22 protein-coding genes and 1 riboswitch are annotated in these 26102 nt (G+C 45.5%); of the genes, 16 read left to right on the top strand and 6 right to left on the bottom strand.

Translation table 11 applies throughout. From position 1 onward, the window contains the following. Nucleotides 1-337 precede the first annotated feature (337 nt). Both GC098_RS14260 and GC098_RS14255 read right to left on the bottom strand, forming a co-directional pair. Nucleotides 338-1276, bottom strand: a complete 939-nt coding sequence (locus tag GC098_RS14260; protein WP_171643812.1) for an aldo/keto reductase — start codon at nucleotides 1274-1276, stop codon at nucleotides 338-340. Nucleotides 1277-1309: 33 nt separating this feature from the next. Beyond that, complete coding sequence (locus GC098_RS14255; protein ID WP_171643811.1) at nucleotides 1310-2311, bottom strand: Gfo/Idh/MocA family protein; 1002 nt, start codon at nucleotides 2309-2311, stop codon at nucleotides 1310-1312. Nucleotides 2312-2442: 131 nt separating this feature from the next. Here GC098_RS14255 and GC098_RS14250 point away from each other — a divergent pair, with 131 nt between their 5' ends. After that, nucleotides 2443-3288 (top strand): helix-turn-helix transcriptional regulator, encoded by an 846-nt coding sequence (locus GC098_RS14250; RefSeq protein ID WP_171643810.1) that lies wholly within the window; start codon nucleotides 2443-2445, stop codon nucleotides 3286-3288. Here the strand turns inward: GC098_RS14250 and GC098_RS14245 are convergent. Then, nucleotides 3277-4092 carry a glycosyltransferase family 2 protein gene (locus tag GC098_RS14245; protein ID WP_171643809.1) on the bottom strand — a complete coding sequence of 272 codons (816 nt, stop codon included), beginning with the start codon at nucleotides 4090-4092 and terminating at the stop codon, nucleotides 3277-3279. The genes GC098_RS14250 and GC098_RS14245 overlap by 12 nt on opposite strands. A 180-nt stretch (nucleotides 4093-4272) precedes the next feature. Here GC098_RS14245 and GC098_RS14240 point away from each other — a divergent pair, with 180 nt between their 5' ends. The 7 genes from GC098_RS14240 to GC098_RS14210 all read left to right on the top strand — a co-directional run bounded on the left by GC098_RS14240 (nucleotide 4273) and on the right by GC098_RS14210 (nucleotide 12422). Next, a complete protein-coding gene (locus GC098_RS14240) occupies nucleotides 4273-6750 on the top strand; it encodes an HAD family hydrolase (protein WP_171643808.1) in 2478 nt (825 codons plus the stop codon). A gap of 111 nt (nucleotides 6751-6861) precedes the next feature. After that, nucleotides 6862-7665, top strand: a complete 804-nt coding sequence (locus GC098_RS14235) for a VanW family protein (protein WP_171643807.1) — start codon at nucleotides 6862-6864, stop codon at nucleotides 7663-7665. 86 nt (nucleotides 7666-7751) lie between these two features. Then, complete coding sequence (locus GC098_RS14230; RefSeq protein WP_171643806.1) at nucleotides 7752-8390, top strand: DUF2238 domain-containing protein; 639 nt, start codon at nucleotides 7752-7754, stop codon at nucleotides 8388-8390. A gap of 76 nt (nucleotides 8391-8466) precedes the next feature. Next, the gene (locus tag GC098_RS14225; RefSeq protein ID WP_171643805.1) at nucleotides 8467-9552 is read left to right on the top strand and encodes a lactonase family protein; all 1086 of its coding nucleotides are present in this window, start codon (nucleotides 8467-8469) and stop codon (nucleotides 9550-9552) included. Nucleotides 9553-10194: 642 nt separating this feature from the next. Further along, a complete protein-coding gene (locus GC098_RS14220) occupies nucleotides 10195-10644 on the top strand; it encodes a MarR family winged helix-turn-helix transcriptional regulator (protein WP_171643804.1) in 450 nt (149 codons plus the stop codon). Further along, entirely contained in the window at nucleotides 10641-11909 is a 1269-nt protein-coding gene (locus GC098_RS14215; RefSeq protein ID WP_171643803.1) for an MFS transporter, read from the top strand. Before GC098_RS14220 ends, GC098_RS14215 begins: the two co-directional genes overlap by 4 nt. Before the next feature lie 114 nt (nucleotides 11910-12023). Beyond that, a complete protein-coding gene (locus GC098_RS14210) occupies nucleotides 12024-12422 on the top strand; it encodes a hypothetical protein (protein ID WP_056836124.1) in 399 nt (132 codons plus the stop codon). A 104-nt stretch (nucleotides 12423-12526) separates the two neighbouring features. Here GC098_RS14210 and GC098_RS14205 read toward each other — a convergent pair whose 3' ends face one another. The 3 genes from GC098_RS14205 to GC098_RS14195 form a co-directional block, all read right to left on the bottom strand. Beyond that, entirely contained in the window at nucleotides 12527-12889 is a 363-nt protein-coding gene (locus tag GC098_RS14205; protein ID WP_171643802.1) for a LytTR family transcriptional regulator DNA-binding domain-containing protein, read from the bottom strand. Between the two features lie 184 nt (nucleotides 12890-13073). Next, nucleotides 13074-14498 (bottom strand): NAD(P)/FAD-dependent oxidoreductase, encoded by a 1425-nt coding sequence (locus tag GC098_RS14200; RefSeq protein WP_171643801.1) that lies wholly within the window; start codon nucleotides 14496-14498, stop codon nucleotides 13074-13076. A 58-nt stretch (nucleotides 14499-14556) separates the two neighbouring features. Next, nucleotides 14557-14655: riboswitch (purine riboswitch) on the bottom strand. Nucleotides 14656-14729: 74 nt separating this feature from the next. Beyond that, nucleotides 14730-16472 carry a sensor histidine kinase gene (locus GC098_RS14195; RefSeq protein WP_171643800.1) on the bottom strand — a complete coding sequence of 581 codons (1743 nt, stop codon included), beginning with the start codon at nucleotides 16470-16472 and terminating at the stop codon, nucleotides 14730-14732. Between the two features lie 84 nt (nucleotides 16473-16556). Between GC098_RS14195 and GC098_RS14190 the strand changes: the two genes are divergently transcribed. From GC098_RS14190 to sigK, 8 genes are all read left to right on the top strand, one after another. After that, a complete protein-coding gene (locus GC098_RS14190) occupies nucleotides 16557-17291 on the top strand; it encodes an MBL fold metallo-hydrolase (protein WP_171643799.1) in 735 nt (244 codons plus the stop codon). Nucleotides 17292-17529: 238 nt separating this feature from the next. Beyond that, nucleotides 17530-18189, top strand: a complete 660-nt coding sequence (locus tag GC098_RS14185; protein WP_171643798.1) for a FusB/FusC family EF-G-binding protein — start codon at nucleotides 17530-17532, stop codon at nucleotides 18187-18189. 377 nt (nucleotides 18190-18566) lie between these two features. Then, nucleotides 18567-19475 carry an ABC transporter permease gene (locus tag GC098_RS14180; protein WP_312880120.1) on the top strand — a complete coding sequence of 303 codons (909 nt, stop codon included), beginning with the start codon at nucleotides 18567-18569 and terminating at the stop codon, nucleotides 19473-19475. Nucleotides 19476-19488: 13 nt separating this feature from the next. Continuing rightward, a complete protein-coding gene (locus GC098_RS14175) occupies nucleotides 19489-20373 on the top strand; it encodes a carbohydrate ABC transporter permease (protein WP_171643797.1) in 885 nt (294 codons plus the stop codon). Between the two features lie 18 nt (nucleotides 20374-20391). Further along, on the top strand, nucleotides 20392-21990 hold the full coding sequence (locus GC098_RS14170; protein WP_171643796.1) for a type 2 periplasmic-binding domain-containing protein: 1599 nt from the start codon (nucleotides 20392-20394) through the stop codon (nucleotides 21988-21990). Nucleotides 21991-22010: 20 nt separating this feature from the next. Further along, nucleotides 22011-23084: a sialidase family protein gene (locus tag GC098_RS14165; protein WP_171643795.1), complete on the top strand. Its 1074-nt coding sequence runs from the start codon at nucleotides 22011-22013 to the stop codon at nucleotides 23082-23084. A 28-nt stretch (nucleotides 23085-23112) separates the two neighbouring features. Further along, nucleotides 23113-25449, top strand: coding sequence for a helix-turn-helix domain-containing protein (locus GC098_RS14160; RefSeq protein ID WP_171643794.1), 2337 nt, complete (start codon nucleotides 23113-23115; stop codon nucleotides 25447-25449). A gap of 129 nt (nucleotides 25450-25578) precedes the next feature. Next, nucleotides 25579-26102: RNA polymerase sporulation sigma factor SigK (gene sigK, locus GC098_RS14155; protein WP_171643793.1), on the top strand; the 524-nt coding region annotated here is incomplete at its 3' end.

Genomic DNA, 26102 nt, shown 5'->3' with positions numbered 1-26102 from the left:
TGCTCAGATTTAATCCAATTTAAGCCTAATCTGCCAAATAAGAGTCTTCAGAGACTCTTATTTGAGTAGTCGTTGTTGTCATGTGTTACTTTAGCGATGATTTACATCGCTAAAGTGAATGTGAATGCGAAATTTGTTGCGGTAGCGATGATTTATAGCTTTAAAGTAGCTGACAGTGGGTAGGCGGTAGTGGAAGTGAGTAGTTTGAGAGTCTGGAGGAGAGACCGGCTGATATCCATTGTGTGGGTACATACACAAAACACACAAAACCCCCGGCCCAATACAGGCCGGGGGTTTCAAGCGGCACACAAACGGTGCCGCAAAGGATGCGCAGCTGCTACACAGTAGCTGCGGTCAGATCAAGCCATGCCAACTCCTGCGGAGTCAGCACTAGCTGCGCGCCGTCACGGCATGAGTGCATTTCGGCTTCGCTGCGCGGGCCAATGAGCGCGCATGCCGGGAACGGCTGGCTCAGCACATAGGCGAGCGCGATTTGGATCGCGCTGACGCCTTTTTCCTGCGCCAGCTGTTCAGCGCGGCGCAGCCGCGTCCAGTTCTCGTCGCTGTAGAAGACACGGACGAGGTCGGCGTTTTCGCGGTTCTCTGGCGTGAACCGTCCAGTGAAAAATCCACGCGCCTGCGAAGACCAGGACAGCAGCGGAAACTGCTTGGCTTCGTGCCAGCGCAGCGCTTGCTCGTCGGTTGAGACGCAGCCGGACCAGAATGGCTCATTCGCTTTGGCGAGGCTTAGGTTAGGGCTGCTAAAGCTGAAGCCAATTAGACCATGCTGCTCAGCATAATCTGCTGCTTCTTGCAGACGTTCATGTGTCCAGTTGGACCCGCCAAAGGCGCGGATTCTTCCAGCTTCCACATGTTCATTCAGCGCTTCGAGGATAACGCCAACCGGTGTTGCCGGGTCATCGCGATGAAGCGCATAAAGATCAATATAGTCAGTGCGCAGTCTCTCTAGACTGGTGAACAGGTCACTGCGAATCGCTTCCGCATTCACTCTGGGCCCGCTAGCATCATGATGTGCGCCCTTGGTAAAGATATTGATGTCATCGCGCTTGCCCGTTTCATCCAGCCAAATCCCAAGCGCTTGCTCACTCTGACCGCCACAATATATGAAGGCTGTGTCAATCGTATTTCCGCCGATAGATAGATAATGCCCGAGGATATCACTGACTTCTTGACCATTATCCAGTCTAAAGAAGTCGGATCCCATGATCAGTTTGGATACTGGTTTATCTAATCCTTTAATCTGAATGTGCTTCATATGAAATCATCCCTGCTTTCTTTTTATGAATGATTATTGATTAATCACAATTCGCGAGCGCTCTCTAGCTGACTTCAGACACGCATCAATCACTTTCATGTTGCTAATTGCATCACTCGCTGGGAAGCGAGGTGCTTTCTCACCCCAAGCAGCATAAGCCATGTCGTCCGCTTGCAGTGAATATTGGTTCAGGAACGGAACCTCTTCTTCACGTGGGTCATTTCCTACAAATACTTTAAAGTGACCAGATTCTTCCGTTGGCGTTACAAAAGCCGAAGGGATTTCAATGCGTCCCAGCGTGCCTAACACTTCAATATTATTTCGGAAAGCAGCCCACATCCCGCAGTCAAAGGTTAGCGCGACATTGCCGCTAAATTCAACTAAGCCGGACATCATCATATCGACATCATCATGCTCAGGTGAGAAGAAAGCATGGGTGGTTACAGCCTCAGGTTCTCTACCTAACAGCATTCTAGCTGCACTCAATGGGTAACAGCCTACGTCATAGACCGCGCCGCCGCCCCATTCGCGTACGAAGCGAACATTTTTGCTATCTCCCGGATTACAGAAGGTGAAAACGCCATGAATTCCGCGAATATCACCGATTTCACCGGAGTCCATAATGGCTTTGATCCGCTCATACCGCGGGTGGTGTCTATACATGAAAGCTTCGGCAAACACCACACCTGCTTGTTCGCATGCCGTAACCATTTCTTGGACATCAACTGCTGTAAGAGAAGCTGGCTTCTCGCACAGTACATGCTTACCAGCCTGGGCAGCACGGATCGTCCACTCTTTGTGCAGATGGTTCGGAAGCGGTATGTATAAGGCATCAATATCTGGGTCCTCGATCAATTCTTCATAACTGCCGTAAGCCTTAGGAATATCTAGCTTAGCTGCAGTCTCCTGTGACTTCTGCAGATTGCGGCTGGCAATAGCGCTTACAATGCCAGTCTGAGATTGCTGGATACCAGGAATACAAGCCCTTATGGCTATATTGGCGCAACCTAAAATCCCCCAACGAAGCTTTGTCATTACAGCACTTCTCCTTTTGTGAAATATTTAATAACGGTATATTGTTATTATAAAACGAGTTATTTAAAATGAATATGATAATATATTGCACCCAGTATCGGAATATTGTCATTAGAAGAGGAGGCGTAAAGATGCAAAGGCATGTCATGCTGCCAAGGCTGCAGCAATCTTCTTATTTCATTTTTCCAGAATCTGTTGGCTGGTATCGTGATTTCCCCAATCATTCTATCTATCGGTCCGAAAGGTTATGTGAGACTTTTAGCTTGCATTTCATCGTTTCAGGTAAAGGGTACGTCGAAATTGAGGGGGAACAGTATCCCATTCAAAAAGGGGATGCATTTCTGTATTTTCCGTACCAAGAACAAAGATACTACAGCTCGAAGGAAGATCCTTGGGATGTCCGTTGGGTTCATTTTTATGGAAATCAGTTAAAGGAGTTTATGCTGGAACGAGGATTTCTACGTACCTTGTGGACGTTAAAGCGATGGAATGAGCTTGAAGAAGCGTTTCACGAGCTGCTGCTGGAGGCAGAGACGAATAGCATTCTTCGGACAACGAATCTTTCGACGCTGACGTATAAGATATTGTGCGAATTCATGAGCTATGCGGCGCCTTTAACGGGAAATCGCGGGATGGAATCCGTGGATCGCATTCTCGCCTTACTTCCCTCGATGCAGCAAAGAGCCTGTGAACCGTTCATCTTGGAAGAATGGGCGGAGCTCACAGGCGTAAGCACATACTATTTCTGTAAATTGTTTCGTAAAGCCATGTCGATGACACCGCTCTCCTTCATTACACTTTGCCGCATTCAATTCGCTAAGCAGCGTTTAATTGAAAAGGAGAACTGGCCGATCAAAGACATCGCCAAGGAATCAGGTTATGCCAGCGCGAGTTATTTCAACCAGCGGTTTCAAGAGCATGAAGGAATGACGCCAAGCGAGTTTCGAAGCTTTTATGCCAAAAGCTTATTTGGATAGGCGAGAACGAATCGGTTTCCCGTCCCAGATGATTTCGGTTACTGCTTGTCGCGCTTTCACTTCCGGTTCTTCCAGCAGAAGGAAGAAATTTTTCGTAGGCAATTCACCGAGTTGATGCTTGGCTGAGAGCATGTCCAGAAAGGGACGCATATTGTCTAATTGACCCGACATGTTGCTGCTGCCTTGCTGCGAAAATGCATAGAGTACACTGGCGATTGGCGCACGTTTCACGCGGAATTGTTCAGCTGCTCGTAAGAAGAAATCCCAGTCCCAATAATGAAATACATCCGTGTCAAAAGCACCCAAAGCGTTGATAACCTCGGGACGAAATATACAGCCAGAAGAAAAGAAGGTCGAAAACCTGCGCATCGCAGGCACATCGAATTCATAAGCAAAAACGAACCGATCTGTGATGGAACGGGCGTTATTTTCATAAACATAATCGAAAATTTCTACGTCTGGATAAACGAGATCATAGCCTTCAATTTCTTGCAGCATACGCTCGATATGGATCGGGAGCAGCAGATCGTCATCATCACAGAGCATGATGTAGTCGCCTTTCACCTCTTGCAATCCGCGGTTGCGCGCATGAACATGCTTCAAGTTTTGCGGCATATTAACGATCTGAATAGCCAACTCCGGGTATAATTCCTTAATGAAATCGACGGAGGGACCGCAATCGTTAACGATGATGATTTGCAGGTTTTTGTACGTTTGGCGGTATAATGATTCTGCGAGCTCAGCGAGTTCAATTTGGCGATTATACGTAGGGATAATGATGGACACTAATGGCTGATAGGACATGAAAAAGCGCACCTCCGAATTATGGTATTTTAAGCTTACCTCAATTTTGGTGTACTTCTCAAATATAAGTGATAAAGCAAAACTCTAAGACTATGCTTACGAAGCCAGTTTTGCTAAAGCAAAACTCTAAGATTACGCTTACGATGCCAGTTTTCTTCGAAAACTCTAAGGAGGTTCCTAATGCTGGAGGTACCGCATACAAGTATAAGCTTTACCGATATTCATTTATGGAAAAAGGATCGCTTTCTAAGCGGCTTGATTGGTGATATTGACGCCATTTCGCTGCTCAGTTTGGATATTTTCGACACGCTATTATTTCGTACATGTGCAAATCCCTCGGACGTTTTTGTTCTTGTTGCTGAAAAAGCACACCGTGTTGGCAGCCTGAAGGCCTCCATATCGCCGGCAGCTTTTAAAGAGATGCGGATTCGTGCTGAGAACAATGCTCGTGATCGGCAAGCTGCCGTGACGGGCTTTGGCGAGGTCACTTTGGAACTCATTTATGCTGAGATGCCGGAAGGGGTCTGTATCAGGGACAAGATGGCTCAGATAGAAGTCGAGACCGAGGCGGAAGTTTGCTATGTGAACCCGCATGTGGCGTCATTGTTAGCCGCTTGTAAAAGCAAGCAGATTCCGGTAGCGCTGTTATCGGATATGTATTTATCCTCAGCGCAGCTGCGCTGGATTCTTGCATCGGCAGGTCTAGATTTATCAAGCGTGGATGCGCTGCTTGTTTCTTCGGAGGAGCATGAAGGGAAGTCATCGGGACATTTATTCGCCCGGTTGAAGGAACTTTACCCACAAATCGAGAGTCATGCTATTGTACATATTGGCGACAATATAGCCGCAGATGTGGAAGGAGCCGCCAAAGAAGGGATAAGGAGCGTACACTACAATGTCGTTCCTGAACATTTCGAGAGTTTGCATCACTGGGAATATGTTAGACACGGACATGTACTGCCGGAATGGAAGTCCTTGCGGAAGCTAGCTGAAGCCTCGGATACGACAGTTGGAATGGGCGAGCTTGACCGGGTATTTTATAAGATGGGTGCCAGTGTGATAGGACCGTTCTTGCAAGCCCTATGTGAGTGGGTCATTGATCAGTGCGTAGATGAGGGCATCCAGATTGTACATCCTTTAATGAGAGAAGCTTATTTGTTAGCGCCGATGCTTGAAAATGCTGCGCGTATTCGAGGTGTTGACCTCCAGATAAAGCCGATCTATGTTTCCAGACAAGCTACTTTTTTGGCGGGACTGGAGAGCTTTGGTGATGATGAGCTATCGCTTTTGCTAGGCATTCATGGTTTGAAAATAGGCGACCTGTTCGAGGTACTCGATATCTGCGAAGAAAGCGATCATTTCGAACCATTTTTGGAAGAAAGAATTGAGAATTGCAAGTATATAATAGGTGAAAATGGAAGCTCAATCTATGATCAAGTTGGTGGTTTTCTACGAAGTGCACCCATACAAACTAAAATTTTGGCGTCTGTGCAGCGGCATAGGCAGCTTTTTGTAAGTTATTTGAAGCAAGAATTTGGTTCGCCTGAACGGCTAGTAACGGTCGATATTGGCTTTCATGGAACCATTCAGAAATCATTAGAAAAAATCGTAAGCTTGGCGGGACATAAGCCGCAAATGATGCATTTGCTTGCTGTTGGCGCTAATCGGCTGGATGAGCTGAGCATGCGTGGTATGGATATCCGTAGTATGCTGCGCTCGGGTAGCGGGGGAAGTGATGAGGGGAAACGTATTGCAAGGACGCCAGCCTTTTTGGAGGAGCTCATGATGGGCGGTTTTGGTTCGACGCTGCGTTATGCTGAAAATGAGCTCGGTCAAATCAGACCGATTACGGCAGAGCTGAAACGTTCTGACGAAGAGTACGCGATGAAACGGGCGTGTCAAGAAGGGGCATTGGCGTTCCAAGGTTACTATGCCTATCTGTTACAGCAGAAAGAGGGACGATTGCAGCGCGCATCCTTACAGCCAGTGGAGTGGAGCAAGCCGCTGCACCGTGTTCTCGATATGCCGAGGCCCGAGGAAGCCAGATTGTTGGGGGATTTGACGCATCAGGATAATTTCTGTACCGAGTACATTGCACCGATTTGTGAAGATGTAACCGAAGAATGGTTCGTACAAGGGCCAGAAGCATTTTTGAATAGCTGTAACTATGGGCCCTCGATCTTGAATGCGAATTGGCCGCAGGGCCTTGTGACAAGGCAATTTCCGTATTATTTGTATACATTCTATTTGCGGCTTCAAGATGGGTTCGGCAGCCAGGTTATGCTGTTTGAGGCGATCCACAGGGTCAAAGAGGATGGCTTAAGTGCCATTCATCTTTATGGTACGGGGGCTTTTGCCGAGCAGGCCTTGAAGATGGCTTGGTTTCATGGACTTCAGATTCGTTGCTGGATTGATCCGCATGTGGGGTTGGATGCTACGCCTTGGGGGCGGTTTGCTTATTTTACTTTGGAAAAGGTGAGGGATGGGGGGATTGAAGCAGAGATAGGGACAAGGACAGGGACAGGTGCAGGTGCAGAAATTGCCTCTCACGCTTTCTTGATCGCGACGTTATCTGAGATGAAGGAATATAAGAACCATATTTTGCATGTATATGAAGGTAGTGGGGTAACGCCGATCTTTTACGAGCTTTGTCCTTAGGAAATTACACCTTAAGTTATTGAACCAATTCGATGGATGGAACATCTTAATTAGTGATCTTTTAGCTTGCAGGATGATCCTATTTTTGGTTGAAAAAGGAAGGTGAATGGGATGAAGCAAAAGTTACTAAGCTTGTTTCCCGTGCTTTATCGTTTGCGAATTGCTCAGTTGAGACTTAAGCGGCACTTCCTGAATTTATATCCATCCATTACCTACGCTAAGCATAGAGTTGTTCATTCACTTCCCTATACTTGCAAAAAGCACCAATCCTTACTGCGAAGAAAGCTCGGTTCTTCTGATCCTATTTTACAAGAAAACAAAATTACCAATCTTCGGATCAGCGTTGGACGTATGGATGGCATTGTGATTCGACCGGGTGAAACCTTTTCCTTCTGGAAATTAGTTGGGAAAACAACGTCGGCTAAAGGCTACATTGAAGGTCTGCTGTTATCGCAAGGTGGTGTGAAGCGAGGTGTCGGAGGCGGGATTTGCCAGTTGGGCAATTTACTGTTTTGGATGGCATTGCATACCCCACTTCAAGTCGTGGAGCGGCATCACCACAGCTTTGATCCATTTCCGGATGATCATCGGGTTCTGCCTTTTGGGAGCGGAGCGAGTGTATTTTACAATTATATAGACCTGCGTATTTATAATCCTACCCAGCATACTTTCCAGTTCCGGTTGTGGCTAACGGATGAGCATTTGAAAGGTTCTGTTCATTGTGATGTGCTTTTACCGCATGCCTATCATATCGAAGAGAGAAACCACCGTTTTCTTGAGAAAGATGGCCGGAAGTATCGAGAAAATGAGATTTGGCGCAAAGTGATTGATAAAAGAACTGGAAAGACTGCAGCAGAGGAGCAAATGATACATAACTTCTCGGAAGTGAAATATGACTTGTTCAATACGTCTTAAGAAGGTACTAGTTGAAGTTAGTACTTTTGGAAAAGATAGTGGCGAGGTAACCTGAGTTTATAGGAAATAACAAGGGGGACTAAGCCATGCAGACCATTTCATTCACTAAAAATTGGTTTTTGCAATTGATGATTGTTCTGTACGTAGGGTTATGGATTTGGCTGGCGGTGGAGCCTTACAGCAGGTATGACTGGGTACTGGAAAATCTACTGATTTGGGCAGCGCTAATTGGACTTGTAAGTACTTATAAGTTTTTTTCATTTACAAATCTGTCTTATGCATGGATTGCTTTGTTCCTGATGCTGCATACGTTTGGGGCTCATTATTCGTATAACGAGAACTGGGTGGATGTTTGGTTGAAGCTAATTTTTCACTCGGAACGTGATCATTATGACCGCTTGGTGCATTTCAGCTTTGGATTGCTGCTCGCCTATCCGATTCGGGAAGCGATGAGTGCATGGACGCGGCTGGGCAGTAAATGGCTTTATGTGATTACCTGTGTCATCGTATTGGCAATGGGGGCTTTTTATGAGCTTATTGAAATGTGGGTGGCGCTGCTTGTGGCTCCTGAGATTGGGACGTTGTTCCTCGGAACACAAGGTGATCCATGGGATACGCACCACGATATGGAGCTTGCTCTGTATGGGGCGGTTATTTCTATGGTTGTCACTGCGGTTTGGCGTAAGGTGCGGGTAGGTAGTAAAGCAAAGAAAGCAGGAATATGAGATTAAGTAGGGAAATGAGTAGAGTAGAAGTGACACTATTTATAGCAGAAATCGCTATCGTGGAGGCTGGTTGCCAATGTCAGTAGGAGAACAGAAAGAATTGTTTGTCTATGTGGGTTCCTATACAGATGAGCGCAATACAAATGGGATTTCATTGTATGCGCTCAATCCTTTGAGCGGAGATATGAGGTTGGTGGAATCGTACTCTGATTTGCCAAATGCTTCGTTCCTTGCTCTGAATGATGCCCGGACGATTTTGTATGCGGTGAGCGAGACAGCAACGTACAACGGTCGTTTTGGAGGCTCCGCGGCTGCTTATGCGGTAGAAGCCGGTACTGGTAGGTTGGAGAAGTTGAATCAGCAGCCTACCGACGGATCTGCTCCTTGTTATGTCAGTTTAAACAAGACTAACCGAACGGTCTATGTAGCGAATTACTCAAGCGGCAGCGTGACTGTTTATCCGGTAGAAGCGGACGGGCGGCTTGGTGAGTATGCACAGTTGGTGAAGCACGAAGGCCCGTTGGGGCCGCGTGCGGATCGTCAAGAGGCTCCGCATGCGCACTCGATTGTTCCGGCACCGAACAATCGGTATGCGATTTCAGCCGATCTGGGCCTCGATCGGCTGGTGGTTAGCAGCATCGACGCGGAGAGCGGCTTACTTCTGTCGCATGGCGATGCGGCGATGAAGCCGGGCGCAGGCCCGCGGCATTTGGTTTATAGCGCGGACAGTCAGTACGTGTACGCGATTAATGAGCTGGACAGCACGGTTACCGTGCTGGGCTATGAGGCAGACGCGGGAGTTCTGACCGCGCTGCAGAGCATTTCGACGCTGCCGGAAGGCTTCAGCGGCGAGAGCACATGCGCGGACATCCATCTCTCTGGAGATGGCCGCTATGTGTATGCATCTAACCGCGGACACGATAGTATCGCGGTTTATGGGGTTGACCGACAAAGCGGCACGCTGTCGGTCGTGGGTTGGCAGGCGACGCTCGGGCGGACGCCGCGGAACTTTGCCCTGTCGCCGCAGGGGGAGTTCCTCCTCGCGGCGAACCAGGACTCGAACAGCATTACGGTATTCCGCATCGATGCGGAAACTGGAATGCTGCGTGAAACAGGGCAAACGGTAGCGGTATCGCGGCCGGTTTGCATCAAGTTTCTCTAGGACATAAAGAGCGATTACCCACGCAGCGTAGGCTGTTTGGGTGTTCGCTCTTTTTTTGTCCTGCTAGGCAGGACGCAAGTTCCAGCCTTGTTAGGGTTCTCGTATCGATAGCTCTGAAAACGCGCTTATTTCAGTCAAGTCTAGAAATAGGCGCGTTTTCGGAGCTTATTCATGTATGCTTCATTACTCACTATTGCCCGACAGTTCGGAGATTGCTGAACGGTCCTGACGGGACTTCTCTACCTCACTTTAGCGATGTTTTTCATCGCTAAAGTGAGGTAGAAGATCAATTTTGCCCTCATAGTGATGAAAATCATCCTTATAGATGGCGCTTTTACGTATTTTGACCAAAGAGATGGTCTGAGACGATGTTTTTCATCGTTAAACGCATGAAAATTTGAATTCAAGTCTCGTTAGTGATGAAAGACATGCTTAATGCCTCGAAGTTACCTATTCCAACTAAAACTCACTGATATAGCAGCAAATTTAGTAAGCAGCCTGCAGCAAAGTAGGCTATATTTTTGTAGTTTTAGGCTCCGAAATTAGTTGCGCATGCAACTAATTAGGCGTATGATAAAATAGTAGCAAGTGCAACGATTCGGAAAATCACTACTATTTTGCTCAAACAGAGGAGGCATGTTTATGATCGAAAACAGAAATTCGATACCGAGGTGGGTCTCACTCATTTACCGTTACGGACAGATGTATATTGGAGAGCATTTGAAGAAATACGACATCGGCAGAGGGCAGCATATTTTCATCAACGCGCTGTATAAAGAAGATGGTCTCACGCAAGAAGAGTTGGCGGATTATTTGAAGATTGATAAAGGTACGACTGCAAAAGCGCTTAAAAAGTTAGAAGAGCAAGGTTACATAACCCGCACGGTCAGTAAAAAAGATAAGAGATGTAACGAAGTTCATCTGACTGAAAAGGCGCTGCTGATTAAGGGTGATGTGCGGAAGGTGCTGACGGACTGGCGAGAACGTCTAACGTTTGGTTTAACGGATGAGGAGAAGAAACTGGCTTTGACTATTTTGGAGAAAATGGGAGATAATGCGTCCCGTTTCGCAGAGGAGCAGGTGAAGCTATGAATATGATGCTTGCAAGTTCGCTGTTTATCGATAAGCATTTTCATGCTTTAACGCATCGTAATTATCGGTATCTTTGGTTAGGTCAGTGTGTCTCGCTCATTGGAACGTGGATGCAAAATATTGGGCAGTCCTGGCTCGTTCTTACGATCACTGGCTCGCCTCTTAAACTTGGGATTGTTGCGGCGTGTCAGTTTCTCCCAATCCTCTTATTTTCCTTGTTTGCAGGTATTATCGTCGATAAGTTTCCAAAGAAGAACATCCTGCTTGTTACGCAAACGGTCGCGATGATTCTAGCCTTTACATTGGCTATACTCGTCTTAACGGATACAGTAAAGTACAGCTATATCATTGTGCTAGCGCTGCTGCTTGGGCTTAATAATACGCTGGATATGCCAACAAGACAGTCGTTTAATATAGAAATCGTGGGAAAAGAAGATCTCATGAATGCCATAGCGCTCAATTCAACGACATTTAACATGGCAAGAATCGTTGGTCCTGCGATCGGTGCGGTGATGATGGCTTGGCTGGGTGCTGGGTGGTGCTTTTTGCTCAATGGGGTTAGCTTTTTGGCTGTTCTGTATGGATTGTTTCATATTCAAGCAGCACCCTACGTTCGGAAGAAGAGTTCGAACGACGGCATGATGAAGGAAATTAAAGATGGAATTGTCTACATTGCGAGAGATCCTTTGCTAGCACAGACTGTCCTGCTCGTAACAGTGATCGGCACGCTTGCTTTTAACTTTAATGTACTCATTCCGGTTTTCACTAAAAGTGTGCTGCACATGGGAGAGACGACGTATGGCACGTTAATGTCATGTCTGGGTGTGGGTTCTTTCGCGGGGGCTCTTACGATGTCTTTTCGCAGTAAGCAAGGGCCAATGCTGAAATTAAGTATTATTGCTAGTTTAGTTGTTGCGGTTTGTTTGGTCTTAAATGGACTAAGCACTTCCGTTTGGGTCTGCGGTGGATTGTTAGCTTTAACTGGATTTTTCAACATCATATTTGCAACGAATAGTAATTCTTCCCTTCAGATGCATGCCAAAGAGGAGTATCGCGCGCGCGTAATGAGTGTATATTCACTTGTATTTGCGGGCTCTACGCCAATAGGAAGCATATTTGCTGGTTTTGTCGCTGATCGATATGGTGCGAATGGGGCTTTCGTCTGTTGTGGCGTGTTAACTGGTGTGCTTTGTCTGATTATTATTTGGAATTATAGGAAGAAAGATGCTAAAAAATCTCTTGGGGAGATAGGTACTGCCTCATAAATGAGAGGGAATGTTATTTTTTATTGCAAAAATAACCATTTTTTGGATTGTCAATTGTTGGTGTATCCGCTACAATATGAGTTATATTCATGTCGTTATTGGGGAGGGAATCTTGTGCTGGGTTTTTTGAAAAAATGGATGCATACACCAAAGCAGGAACCTACGAACGCTGTGGATTATAAAACGATGGAAATCGACGTTGTTATCAAGTGCTTTGTGTCGGATAAAGACAAGCCGTTTCGTGTGATTTTTAAAGTGGAGAAACAAGGCTCATTCTTTTCCAAAGATATTTTCGTGAAAAATGTGGATATTAAGACACCCTACGAACTGGTTTATAACTTCTCCACACTTGGAATGAACTATGAAGAGCTGAAGAAGTACGAAAGCACAGATCATGCTGAGTACAGCTTCGCGACTTTGGAAGAAGCCAAAAAGGTGAAAGATACAACAGTCGACTACATACGCTTTCTCATCCGTGAGCATCAACAAGAAACACTCGCAAAAATTTCATAGGATTCAACCAAAAAGGAGCTAGCGAGGATTCTCGTTAGCTCCTTTTCTGTATAACCACGTGGCCGCTGTAGTTTGTTAGACGGTGCGCCATAAGGCAGGTTTCATTATTTTGCTGATTCACCTGCAGCTGCTTCCGTTTTGTGCTGGTGCACGATTTCTTTCAGTCGGTGTTGGCGAAGCTTCGTAATCGAGGCAAATTTGGAATCAGCACCCTTGATTTCGAAAAACACTTTGCCATCCTGAACTTGTAGAATTTTTCTTGTATTCACATAGCAATCCGTGTTGACCTTAAAAAAGGAGCTATTTGTAGTGATTTCTTGAATTTGCTCAGTGGTCATGCGTTTTTTTATGTGATAGTTTTTCCCATGGAAAGAGACGAGCCCATGTTCTCCGACTCGGAAGTACATAATATCCTTCTCCAGTACGAAATCCTCATAGGTGTTTCTTGTTTCGAGCGCTACATTCATTTTGTAATCCCCCTTTTTAAAATGATAACGCTTACATTTAGAACGTTTTCATCTTACCATATTTTAAAAGAGATTTAAAGTAGTTTTAAACGTAAAATTACCAAAGGACCTAACTCTAATGAGTCAGGTCTAATAGTTAAACGGTAGATTTTGACGAAAGAAATCGTATTTCCCCGGAAATAATTTAGAGGACCACGTTGCGTGCTACCCAGACGCCTGCAGCCCCTGCTTGGGCCAAGCCTCTTGTGATTCCTGCCCCGTCACCGCCACAGAACAAGCCTTGTATCTCGGTTTCGAAACTTTCGCTAAGTTTAGGACGAGCGGAATAGAATTTCGCTTCAACACCATAGAAAAGAGTATGCTCAGAAGCGATACCTGGCGTCACCTTTTCAAGCGCATGGATCATTTCAATTAAACTTTTCATTGTATTGTAAGGAAGAACAAGTCCTAGATCTCCAGGAACAGCTTCGGATAAAGTCGGCTCAAGGAAGCCTTCGCGAATTCGATCCGCCGTTGACCTGCGTCCACGCATGATGTCCCCAAATTTCTGGACGATAACACCGCCGCTGGATAAGTCATTCGCATGTTTACATATTTCCCGCGCATATTCATTAGGCTTATCGAAAGGCTCAGTGAATTTATGCGAAACGAGCAGGGCGAAGTTCGTATTACTTGAACCTAGAGCTGGATCCTTGTAAGAGTGACCGTTCGCTGCCATGACGCCGCTGTGATTCTCGACCACAACATGACCGGATGGATTGCTGCAGAATGTACGTACTCGTGTACCCACAGATGTATTATAAATGAACTTGCCTTCATATAGATGCTCGTTGATTTCGCGCATGACAACATCCGAGGTTTCTACGCGGACGCCTACATCGACTTGATTATTGTACATTTTGAGTCGACGCTTTTTGAGAACTTGCGTTAACCATGCAGAACCATCTCTACCTGGAGCTAACATCACTTGTTTACTATGAATTTCAGTACCATCTTTCATACGAATGCCTTGGATGGCATGTTTGTCTTCCCGTTTGAAAGTTAGGATATCTTCAACTTCAGCTTTGAACTGCATATCGATACGTGTTTTCAAATGTTCATAGATGGATTTCAAAATCATCAAGTTTTGCTCGGTTCCCAGATGTCTAACCTGAGCGCGAAGCAGCTTTAGGCCTGCAGCATAGGAGCGCTGTTCAATATCTTTTACAGCCTCAGTCGTAGGGTCAGTAATATTCTCGGTTGCACCATGCTGTAGATTTATGCCATCCACATAACGAATCAAATCGATCACTTTGGTAGGTGCCAAATAATCTGTCATCCAACCGCCGAATTCCGTGGTGATGTTGAATTTGCCGTCGCTATAAGCGCCCGCGCCTCCAAAGCCAGCTGTAATGGAACAGGCAGGAAGACAACCTGAGAAATCCTTTTTGCCTGCAGGGGGAGGACATAGTTTGATTTTACTTTCCAGGATCGGACAACTGCGATGGTAAATATCATGGCCTTTGTCTACGAGCAATACTTTAGCACTAGGGTGAAGCAAAGTCATTTCATAACAGGCAAAAATACCGGCAGGTCCTGCACCAACAACGATAAAATCATATGTTTTCATTGCAATCTCCTCTGGATCATTCAATTTTGGACACAAAAAAACCCAGCCACACGGGTATGCGAAAGCAAGTACCCGTCGTAGCTAGGAAGTTATGGCTCCCTCTAGAGACCCTTAAGCCAATCCTCAAGGATATACGAACGATTTATACGTATGTGGCTATTACTTACCGCCTTGACTATCATAATACGAACATTAAATGATGTCAATTAGATAATGTTCGTGTAAATTCATTTATACCGCAATGGAAATCGTAAAGCTAGTTTCGGCTTCTGAGCTGCTGACTTGAACGGTTCCGTCATACTTGTCCACTAGGTTTTTGACAATGCTTAAACCTAAACCGGTATGGAGTCCGGACTCTTGTTTCGTAGAGAAGCCAGGCTCGAATATACTTTCTAGACGATCGCTCGGGATAGGGTCGCCGTTATTGATGACCTTAAATGTAAGTAGATTTCCTTCCAAAATACCAACTAAACGGACTTCTTTGTCCTCTGCCTTTTTGGAAATAGTAACGGCATCAAACGCGTTATCGATTAAATTGCTGATGATTCGAACGAGATCTGTCGCTTTGACAGCTCCAAGGTTGATCTGATTTAAATTACTGACTTCATGAATGAATGTGATTTTGCGCTCAACGGCCTGTATAACCTTAGATTGTACAATCGCGCATAAAGCGGGCACGTTAATTTGAATTATGTCATTCAAAGCGGTCGTTTCACCTATAATCTCGGTGGTGTAACGATCTAATTCCGTATATTCTTTCAAATGAACAAGAGAATGTATCGTAGCCACATGATTATTGAAATCATGACGCTGTTCTTTCATGGAACGGAACAGTGAACCGATATGATCAACATAAACTTCTTGGATGCTTTCCGCGGTCGCTTCACGATTCCGATTGATGAACCGGATGCTCAGAATGACTAGGATGAATGCGATTAGTGCGGTTGATCCGATCAGAATGAGCAGGTTCACTTGCTGTTGTTGAATTGATTGTTGTACGGTTTCATAATCGGCTGTCAAACCGATAACAACAGGGGAATCCAGTTGAAGCGGAATGAACATTTTGAGATACGTTTTTCCGTCGATCGTGGTGATAAGCTGCTTTGTTTGCTTCGATTGCATGACGGCTTGCACCATCTCTTGATCCCGATTATCTTTCATCGTATAGGATCCGAACAATATTTCCCGATCTGTGAACCAGGTGTATCCTTCCTTTTTATACTGTTCCTGCTGTTTCAGGAAAATCGGCGGATTGTAAACAGCAATTTCTTTGGCGCCATGGTTGGTATAGCCATGAATCATTTCATTAATAACAGCATCCACACCCGTTTCCCGTTGATAATCTCGAAAGAACGTATCATGCACGTATGGATCGAGAATATAATTCGTGCGGCCATCGTAATAATAGCCCCATTTGTCGACAAATTGAGGGTTCGTCATGGACGTATTCATGGGTCCTGACCAATAATGAGGCAGCGCTTGGCCGCTTTGTACATTCGTTTCTTTGGTGTCTAGAAGCTGATTGAACGCTTGGAACCAATCTCTGCTCCAGGATTTGGTACTCATATTAATTTCCTTGGGCTCGGAGGATTTGTAGCCAATGATGTCATCACCGCTTCGTTTCATTAGTGTAATATGATCGATCATTAACTCTTTACTGAGAACAGTAAGCTCTTCATTCGTCACTTTCTCAATGTCGGGATCGAGTCGGTATTGTGCTGCTAAAGAGGCTGTACGCAGATTTTGGCCGATTAGATTTTCAACATATTTCTCTCCCGTTTTAGAATGTTTAATGGAAATAGCGACGTTATCGGCGATAAGCTGAAGCTTGGTTCCAAGCTCAGATGTTAGCATTCTCTTCGTATAATAGTAGAATACGCTATCCGTAAGTAGTACAATTATTAAAGAAATCATTAGGATAAAGATCGAGGAGCGAAGGTGGATTTTCGGTTTTGGTTTGTGTGGTCTGTACATGTTATCCTCCTAAAAATGGCCATATCTACCAAACTATCATAGTATAAAAATACATAGAATCACATACGGAACATGGAGGTATTTATGAAAGTAACATTTCTGGGTTGCGGGGATGGTTTTAGTATTGAGCAAGGGCATAATAGTGCTCTTCTTACTTTTGCAGATATGAATTTATGTATAGATTTCCCGGAGTCTAATCATCTTGGGCTGCATCAATTGGGAATGAAGCTCAATCAGATCGAGCATATTTTTATCACTCATCTGCATGAGGATCACGTGAATGGCTTGCAGAAACTTGCTTTGTATCACAGGGTGTACCCGGGCAGAATGAAGCCGAAGCTTTATGTGCCTAACGGATTAAAAGACGATTTGTGGCAAATCTTGCGCCACGGATTGGAGCTGACAACGCGGGGCAAGCGCGTGTTTGAGGACTATTTTGACGTCGAATGTGTGGACAATGTGTTTACGGTAGCGGGTGTGAAATTCGAACTTGTCCCTACCTTGCATGTGCCGGACATGCTAAGTTACGGTCTTCTATGCAAGCCATACTTTTACTTTAGTGGGGATACTAGATTGGATGAAAGCTACATTCGGAGTATCGCCGATGAGGTGAAAACCATTTATCACGAATGTCATATGCAGGATGATCAACTGCCGTCGCATACGTCACTCGAAGAACTGCTGACGCTGCCGGAATCCATTCAAGCGAAGATGATTCTTATGCATTACGTGGATGATTATTTGGAGCCGAAGCTAAGGGAGAAGTTTCATCAGCAATATAAGTTTCGGTTGGCTGAGCCTTTGCTAGGGTATTCGTAGAGTGTATAGCTTGCAGCTAATGAAGGACCTACCTTATAATAGTTCTTACAAGGGAGGCGGTAAATATGGCAAATCAATTTGCCGGTATAAGTAACGACTCATGCAAAGCCTTTCATTAGGGCGATCTTTGCATGGGGTGATTGGGAAGTCGTGATCGCCCAAGAAAGCTTAAATCGTTTCTAGTAATGGGGCTTTGCAACTTATTTTGTTTTTATCAAAAATAAGGGGCTGAAAAGCAATGAATCAACCATTCATTAGAAACCATCAATATAATGATATCAAGAAGCAGGTCGGCCTGCTGCAAAGTACCTGTAACTCCGTTTCCGATCGGAAAGTGGTGGAGTCGGTGCGATATAACGCGCAAGTTAAACTGAACGAGGTGTTTCCGGAAGCGAATGAGCTGCAAAAGCAAGCACTGGGGAATATAACGCTACTGCAAACAGCAGAAGAGTTTCAGCGCTATTTGCGTTCTTTGGAGCCTTATTTGGCGGAATTTGCGCATGTGAAGGAAAATCAGCTGAAGAAGCTTTTTCCCAAAATTAAAAAATTGAAGGTGCCCGATTTAACGGCCATCGACTATCGGTACGTAACGTATCTCGGCTGGATCGATATCGCGACGAATAAATTGTTCCTCGTTTATCATCTGAATGGGAAACTCGTTGGAATAGAAGGGAAATATACACCGACGAATAAGAAAGGCGTTTGCTTTGTGTGTAATCGGCATGAAGAGGTTGCGTTATTTACGGCGGTGACCAAATGGAAACCGGCAAGCGCTACGCCTGATTACTACAGAGCAATCGGCAATTACTTGTGTGTGAACAGCGAAGCTTGCAACAAGAATATAACCGATGTTGCCGTGTTGGAGAAATTCATACAGGGCGTGTTGATTGGTCCGTAATTGCCGCGCTGTCTATATGAGGAAGAAATTAATAATTCGGAGCGAATTAGATTTAGGAATAAGGATCAGCGTTGGCACAAGTGCCAACGCTTTTTTGTGTTTGCATCTGCACTGTCCTACAGTACACTGGGCGGATTTCTTCCATATGTCATTAAAATCTTATCTTTGCAAAAAGAAATCATGCACCGTGCAGGCAATTGTAAAGAATACACCATACAGGTCAACAGACTTCTATATACAGTTTTTTGGCGCTAGCTCTAAGATGGGGGTATGTCGCAGAAGTGAGGTAGATGCGGATGAACAGTTGAGGTTAGGAATGAGATAAGAAGAAAGTAGAGACAGAATGACAGGATATCGGAGAGGGGGAAACCGGAGTTGTGAACAAAGTATCGCTTAAAGGAATCACCCGAAATTGGGAATTGTATGTATTAATTTTGCCTGCCCTTGTGTATGTCATTTTGTTTGATTACATTCCTATGTATGGTGTTCAGATTGCATTCAAGGACTTCAACGCCGTACAGGGAATATGGGGGAGCCCCTGGGTGGGCTTACAGCATTTTGAGCGCTTTTTTCAAGGGTATTATTTCGAGAGGCTGCTAACTAATACTGTGCTGATCAGTGTCTACTATTTAATCATTAGCTTTCCTTTATCTGTGGTGTTCGCTCTGTTGATTAACGAAATCAGGTTGGTCATGTTCAAAAAGACGATTCAGCTCGTTACTTACGCGCCTCACTTTATTTCGACAGTTGTGCTGGTAGGCATGATGGCGATTTTTCTCTCGCCGAAGACCGGGTTGGTGAATCAATTTTTCCTATGGGCAGGGGGGAACCCTATTGATTTTATGGCGGAACCGTCATGGTTCAAGACACTCTATGTTTTCTCAGGCGTATGGCAAAATATAGGGTGGAATTCCATTCTGTTCATTGCGGCGCTCGCCGGTGTTGATCCTCAGCAGCATGAATCAGCGACACTGGAAGGGGCAAGTAAGCTTCAGCGCATCTGGCATATCAATTTGCCGGGCATTATGCCGACTGTTATGATCCTATTTATTTTGCAATGCGGACAAATTATGGCGGTAGGCTTCGAGAAGGTGTTCCTGATGCAGAATGATGTAAATATCAGTGCTTCGGATATTATTTCCACTTATGTGTATCGATCGGGTGTATTGGGAGCTCAGTATAGCTTCTCTGCGGCGGTTGGGCTGTTCAATTCGGTTATTAATTTAATGCTGTTAATTGTAGTGAATCGCATTTCCAAAAGGCTCACAGATACAAGCCTATGGTAAGGAGGGATCAAAGGTGGGCAGACTTGCGCAAACCAGAGGCGATCACGTATTCGATGTAGTGAATTATATTTTATTAAGTCTAGTAACTATACTGGTTCTCTATCCACTCATATTCGTGCTAAGTGCATCGTTCAGCAGTCCGGCAGCTGTTATAGAAGGTCAGGTATGGTTGCTGCCGAAACAGGTTAACGTGCAATCCTATATCCGTGTTTTTCAGGATGACGGGATTATGAGAGGATATATCAATACTTTGATTTATACATGTGCGGGCACAGCCGTTAACATGCTGTTGACCATAGGCGCCGTCTATCCCCTGTCACGTAAGGATTTCGTGGGGCGTCATATGCTGACGATGATATTTGCTTTTACCATGTTTTTTAGTGGCGGGCTGATTCCGACCTATTTGTTGGTCAAAAACTTCGGATTGCTCAATTCCATTTGGGCGATTATTTTACCGAGTGCCGTGTCGATGTGGAATATTATTATTATGAGAACGTTTTTTCAAGGTATTCCGGTTGAGCTTCAGGAGTCGGCACAGATAGATGGGTGCACGAATCTTCGTATGCTGTGGAGCATCATCCTTCCCTTGTCTATGCCAGTTATTGCCGTTATGCTGTTATTTTACGGAATAGGCCACTGGAATTCTTTTTTCAATGCACTTATATACTTGTCGGATTCTCAGAAATACCCACTGCAATTAATTCTTAGACAAATTCTTTTGCAAAATCAGATGGGGAGCATGGTCAGTGGCTCAGAAACGTCGGTTGACCAACTTATGCTGACGGAGGGCTTAAAATATGCCGTCATTATCGTCTCAAGTCTGCCTGTCTTATTACTGTACCCATTTCTCCAACGTTACTTCGTCAAAGGAGTTATGATTGGAGCTATCAAAGGCTAAATTAGGGGGATCCATACGATGAATACTATTAAATCTATGAAAACAGGTTTTGTCGTCATTTTGGCCACGTGTGTATTGGCTGCTTGTACGAATGTAGATAAAGCACCGCAGAAGGATAAAGCCAAAGAAGAAAATAAAATTCTGAATGAAACGGGCATGCCGATCGTGAAACAGCCGATTACGCTTCGTATGATAGCCGGCCAATCACCGCTTCAGGGGGAGTGGAAGGATAAGATTCTTTGGAAGGAAGCAGAGAAAAGAACGGGCATTCACATCGATTGGAACCTAGTTCCGCAAGCGAGTCTGGAGGAGAAGAAGAACCTCCTTCTGGCTACCAATGATATTCCAGATGCCTTCTATGGCGGAGGGATTAATTCGCAGGACATGATCACTTATGGACAACAAGGTTTGTTTATCCCATTGAATGATCTGATCGATAAGTACGCGCCTAATTTCTCCAAAATCCTGAAAGCGAATCCGGAAGTGCTCAAAGGGATCACTGCTCCTGATGGCAAAATTTATGGACTTCCTAAGATGTCTTCGAACATCACACACCGAATTGGCACTAAAATGTTCATCAATCAGAAATGGCTGGATGAAGCGGGGAAGAAGATGCCTTCGACAACGGATGAGCTCTATGACGTGCTTAAAGCGTTTAAGGCAAAGGATCCGGAACGTATTCCGCTGAGCAGTACAGATATTAACAATACATTGCGTTCTTTAGCAGGAGCCAGGGGACTTTATAGTCGTGGCAACGCCAATCCTTACGTCGACTTTGACGATAAAGCGGGGGCCATGCGTTTCATGCAGACCGATCCGAAATACAAGGATATGCTGACATACCTGAACAAACTGTATGCGGAAGGCTTGCTGGATAAAGAAATTTTCACCAACAATGCAACCATCCTGACTGCCAAAATAGCCAAAGGGCTTGTTGGAGGATTCTCAAATATTAATGTCGTGCCTGCAGGTCAATTGAAAATGAATTATGCTGGATTAGGCGCAGCACTCAAAGGTCCTTTCGGTGATCAGAACTGGGGAGGCATTAGCCCTGTCCTGCAAAATCAAGGAGCTTTCGTTATCACCAAAAACAACAAAGAGCCGGAAGCCACTATGAGATGGGCAGATTACTTTTTGGATGGAGACGGGGCCGTTTTATACTGGATGGGCGTAGAAGGTAAGACCTTCGAAATGAAGGATGGCAAATATCGATTTGTACAGGATATTGTGAACAATAAGGATGGTTTAACCCTGGATCAAACGATTTCCCGTGAGCTTGTATCACCGTTCTCTGTGCACCCGATCGTTCGTGAGGAGCGCTTCGCTTGGGATACGGGAGAAGGAATGCCGGAGGTTATTGATGCGGCCAACAAATTGAAGCCATTCGTGCCCAAAGAAATTTGGCCAGCGTTCTTGTTTACCAAGGAGGAAAATGACCGTTTAAGAGCTTTGAGCAATGATATTCACACCTATGTGGGTGAGATGCAGACACAATTCATCATGGGAAAAGCGCCATTCTCCAAATGGGATGAATATGTCGCGACGATCAAGAAAATGGGATTGGATGAATATATGAAAATTCATAAAGACGCTTATGATCGCTACAAACGCAATTAGGCAGAAAGAGAGGAAGCGCTATGAGGCCCAATTTTGATTTAGCGTTGGAAGGGGCGGCGATTCAGCCCGTGAACGGGGATTGCTACCGGGTTCGCCAATGGCAAGGTATCCCAGGTATAGAATGCGCCCCGGACAACAGATTGTGGGCGGCATTCTACAGCGGGGGCAAAGGAGAAGGGCCCAGCAATTATGTCGCTCTCGTCAAGAGCGAGGATCGCGGAAATACCTGCTCTGATCTGCTCTATGTGATCGATCCACCGGAGCAGGTGAGAGCCTTCGATCCTTGCTTATGGAGGGACCCTTCGGGACACTTATGGGTATTCTGGTCCCAAAGCTATAGTTGGTACGACGGACGCTGCGGTGTATGGGCTTCGGTTTGCGCGGATCCGGGAGCTGAGGCGCCAGTATGGTCTAGTCCTAGACGCATTGCAGATGGTATTATGATGAATAAACCGACTGTGCGGAAGAATGGAGAATGGCTGCTGCCGATTGCCGTATGGGCTTGCCATGAATCACCGCTGAATGAGCTGCCTGAGCAAGCCTTTTCGAATGTTTACGTTTCGACGGATCAGGGAGCAACCTTCCAGTTGAGGGGTTCTGCAGACATTCCAAATCGTCACTTCGATGAGCATATGCTAGTCGAGCGCGAAGATGGCAGCTTGTGGATGTTGGTCAGAGCCTTCTACGGAATCGGGGAAAGTGTCTCTCAGGACGGCGGACGCGCCTGGTCGCTTGGCAAGCCGACTATGCTTGGCGGCCCCAGCTCTCGTTTCTTCATCCGTAGACTGCAATCAGGCCGTCTGCTCCTGGTTAACCACTATGGGTTCAAAGGGCGAAGTCACCTGACTGCGATGTTGTCCGAGGATGATGGCCTTACTTGGAAGGGTGGGCTAATCCTTGATAAAAGAGGAGATGTCTCCTACCCGGACGGTGTCCAAGATCAGGAAGGTAATATCTATGTGATTTATGATAGGGAACGGGACAAAGCAAAGGAAATATTGATGGCGGTGTTCACGGAAGAAGATATCGAGGCAGGAACATGTATTTCCGAGCATGCTGTCCTACGGCAAGTGGTTAATAAGGCTAGTAATTAAGCAAGTCCGTTAAAGGAGAAAGACGACTATGAGCTTAGGAAAGAAACAGAGAGCGCCTCAGGTTTCACGACTTATCACTTATTTTTTTTCCTACTTGTTCTTGGTCGTCTTTCTGCTGGCGGCCATCGGAGGCTTCGTATATACGAAGTTTTTCGATACGCTTACGGGCATTGTCGAACAATCTAATATCACCTCACTAAAGCAAATCCGCGACCAGATCGATCAGCGGTTTAATGAATTAAGACAAATGTCTTTGCAAATTTCCAGTAATCACAAGCTGATGCGTTATACGTTCTCCGAAGGGGGCTACGAGGCGAAGCAGGGTATTCAGGAGCTGAAGTCATATGGCTCGACGCATTCCTATTTGCTGGATATCGGCCTCTATTTCAATGGAATGGAGGATAGCAAGGTTTATGCGGCAAGCGGCGTCTATGATCTTGACACTTTTTTCGATAAGGTTTACCCTTTCGAGAACTTGAACCATGATCAGTTTGAGAAGCTTGCAGCGGGATTGAAGGAGCCTTATTTATTGCCAGTACAATCGATAAACTTGAATGGAGCCAATAAGCTTGATGCGGCTATCTACATGTTTCCTCTACCGGGCAATGGGGTTAAGCCCACACAGGTGATTCTCTATATGATCAGTGGTGCGGAAATGAAACGGGCCATTGGCGGGGGTATTAAGGAGTTTGAAGGCGAGGCATTCATTATCGACAAGCAGGACCGAATTATCGTATCCGCTTCTAGTGGGAGAGATGAGGGTAAGGACGCAGCAAGACTGCTTCAATGGCTGCCGGCTGATAGAACTGCTTCAATAGTGAGCAGCCTAAATTTGCCGGAAGGTCCTCACTCTTCGGTTCAACTTGCATCCGGATTTATGCCCTGGTCCTACTATGTGGTAGTGCCGACTGGCCAGTTTCTCACTGTTGTTAGGCAGACTCAGACTATTTTTTATGTCATCGTGGCTTCGGTGCTGCTGCTTGGGATCGGGTTGTCGCTGTTCCTTGCCAGACATCATTACAAGCCGATCAAAAAGTTGATGGATTCCGTTCGGAAAAACCATGCTTCAGAGGAGCACCGGCAAAATAATGAGCTCGACTGGCTAAGCGAAGCGTTTGAGCATATGAATCTGGAGAATAACGACCTGCGTTCACATCTCAAAACGAAATCGGCTGCTTTGAAGGAAAAAGTGATGGCAGATCTAATTAAGGGCAATGTGAGATCCCAGGATGAGCTTGATGAATTATTGGGTAAAGCGGGCATGCAGCTTGCTTATGAACGATTTGCCGTATTGCTTATTCGGATCGATGATTACCGGAATTTTGAAAAGACCAATACCCCGATCATTCAGAATGTTCTCAAATACAGTATTATGAACGTGGCTGAAGAGATCTCCATGGAGGTAGGTCATGGCTATGGCATTGATCTGACGGAGAATCGTGGCATAGCGTTATTAGCAGGCATAAAGGCCCAGGAAGAAACAAGCTGTGAGGAGATGCTTCATGAGGCTGCGGGAAAAATTCGTGATTTTTTCGAGCGGCTTTTTCCATTTACCGTAACGATCGGGATCAGCGAGCTGTTTCATCATGTTTTGGATACGCCAGTCTACTACAAACAGGCGGTTGAAACGTCCCATCGCCGTTTCTTAGAAGGGGAAAATGTCGTTTTGCATTATCAAGACGCAGCACTCGAAGCAAGCTCCCCATATAAATTTTTGGATGAAGCCGTATCGAAACTAGTTAAGGCAATTAAGCTAGGAGACAGAGAATTGGCAGGGGCTGTGATTGCCGAGGAGATCAACGAAATCCGCAACAGCTTTTTGACGCCTGGAGCCGCGCGGGGCATTTGTCAAGGTATGAGTATAGCTGTATTCAAACTTGCTAAGGAGATTTCCAGGAAAGAGCAGGACCCGTACTTAGACGAGACGCTGCAAGCTTTTGCTTTTGAAACTATGGAGGAGTTTGAGCGCATCTTCATTCGTTACTGCATGCGTTTTGCCGATGAGATGAGCAGTAAGAAGGAAAGTCGGAATTTCGAGCTGCGTGATAAAATCGTGGATTATGTGTCGTTGCACTATGCCGATGTTACCTTGAATTCAAACAAACTTGCTGATATCTTCGACGTCTCGCCCTCCTACCTGTCACGGTTCTTCAAAAATCAAACGGGGACTACGCTTAGCGAGTATGTGGAAGAGACTCGTATGAATCAGGCGAAGGAGATGCTGCAGGCCAAGTCGATGAGCGTCAAAGAGATTGTTGAGCGCGTCGGCTATACAGATCAATCCCACTTTATCCGTAAGTTCAAAAAGCGAGAGGGCGTCACGCCACAGCAATACAAGATGCTGTTCCCTAATGCAAGGGAGTAACTGAGTAATTTCTGTAAACTTTTGTGTACGTGCACTTCTAGGCATTCCCCCACATAGACTGATAGTAATCTCTAAGCGGAGGCTACCGAAGCAGTCATGCTCCGCAATACGCTCAAGGGGGTAGCTGGAATGCCTGGATTGTTTGGTACAATTGCTTTGTTGATCAAGCAGCTAACGCTACTTGTGTCCTACGTCAAAAATAACGCGTTTCCACAACCTCTCACAGAGGAAGAAGAAGAAAAGCACTTACGGTTAATGGCTGAGGGGAACGACAACTCCCGTAATAAGTTAATTGAACATAATCTAAGACTCGTTGCGCATATTGTTAAAAAATTCGACAATACAGGAGAAGATCTCGAGGATTTAATCTCCATAGGGACAATAGGCTTGATCAAAGCCATCGAGTCATTTTCGCCGAACAAAGGGACCAAGCTCGCGACATTCGCCGCTCGCTGTATTGAGAACGAGATCTTGATGCATCTGCGTTCATTGAAGAAAACACGCAAAGATGTGTCCTTGCATGATCCCATCGGAACGGACAAAGAGGGGAATGAAATCACGTTGATCGACATCCTCGGTACGGAAGCGGACGATGTCGTGGATAAGGTTCAGCTCAAGATAGAGAAGAGCAAAATATATCGGAACTTGGAAAT

Origin of the sequence: Paenibacillus phytorum (assembly GCF_013141715.1) — a bacterium.
In the GTDB taxonomy this organism is placed as follows: domain Bacteria; phylum Bacillota; class Bacilli; order Paenibacillales; family NBRC-103111; genus Paenibacillus_E; species Paenibacillus_E phytorum.
Note: the sequence above shows the minus strand (reverse complement) of the source record. Positions and strands in the feature narration are given on the sequence as shown.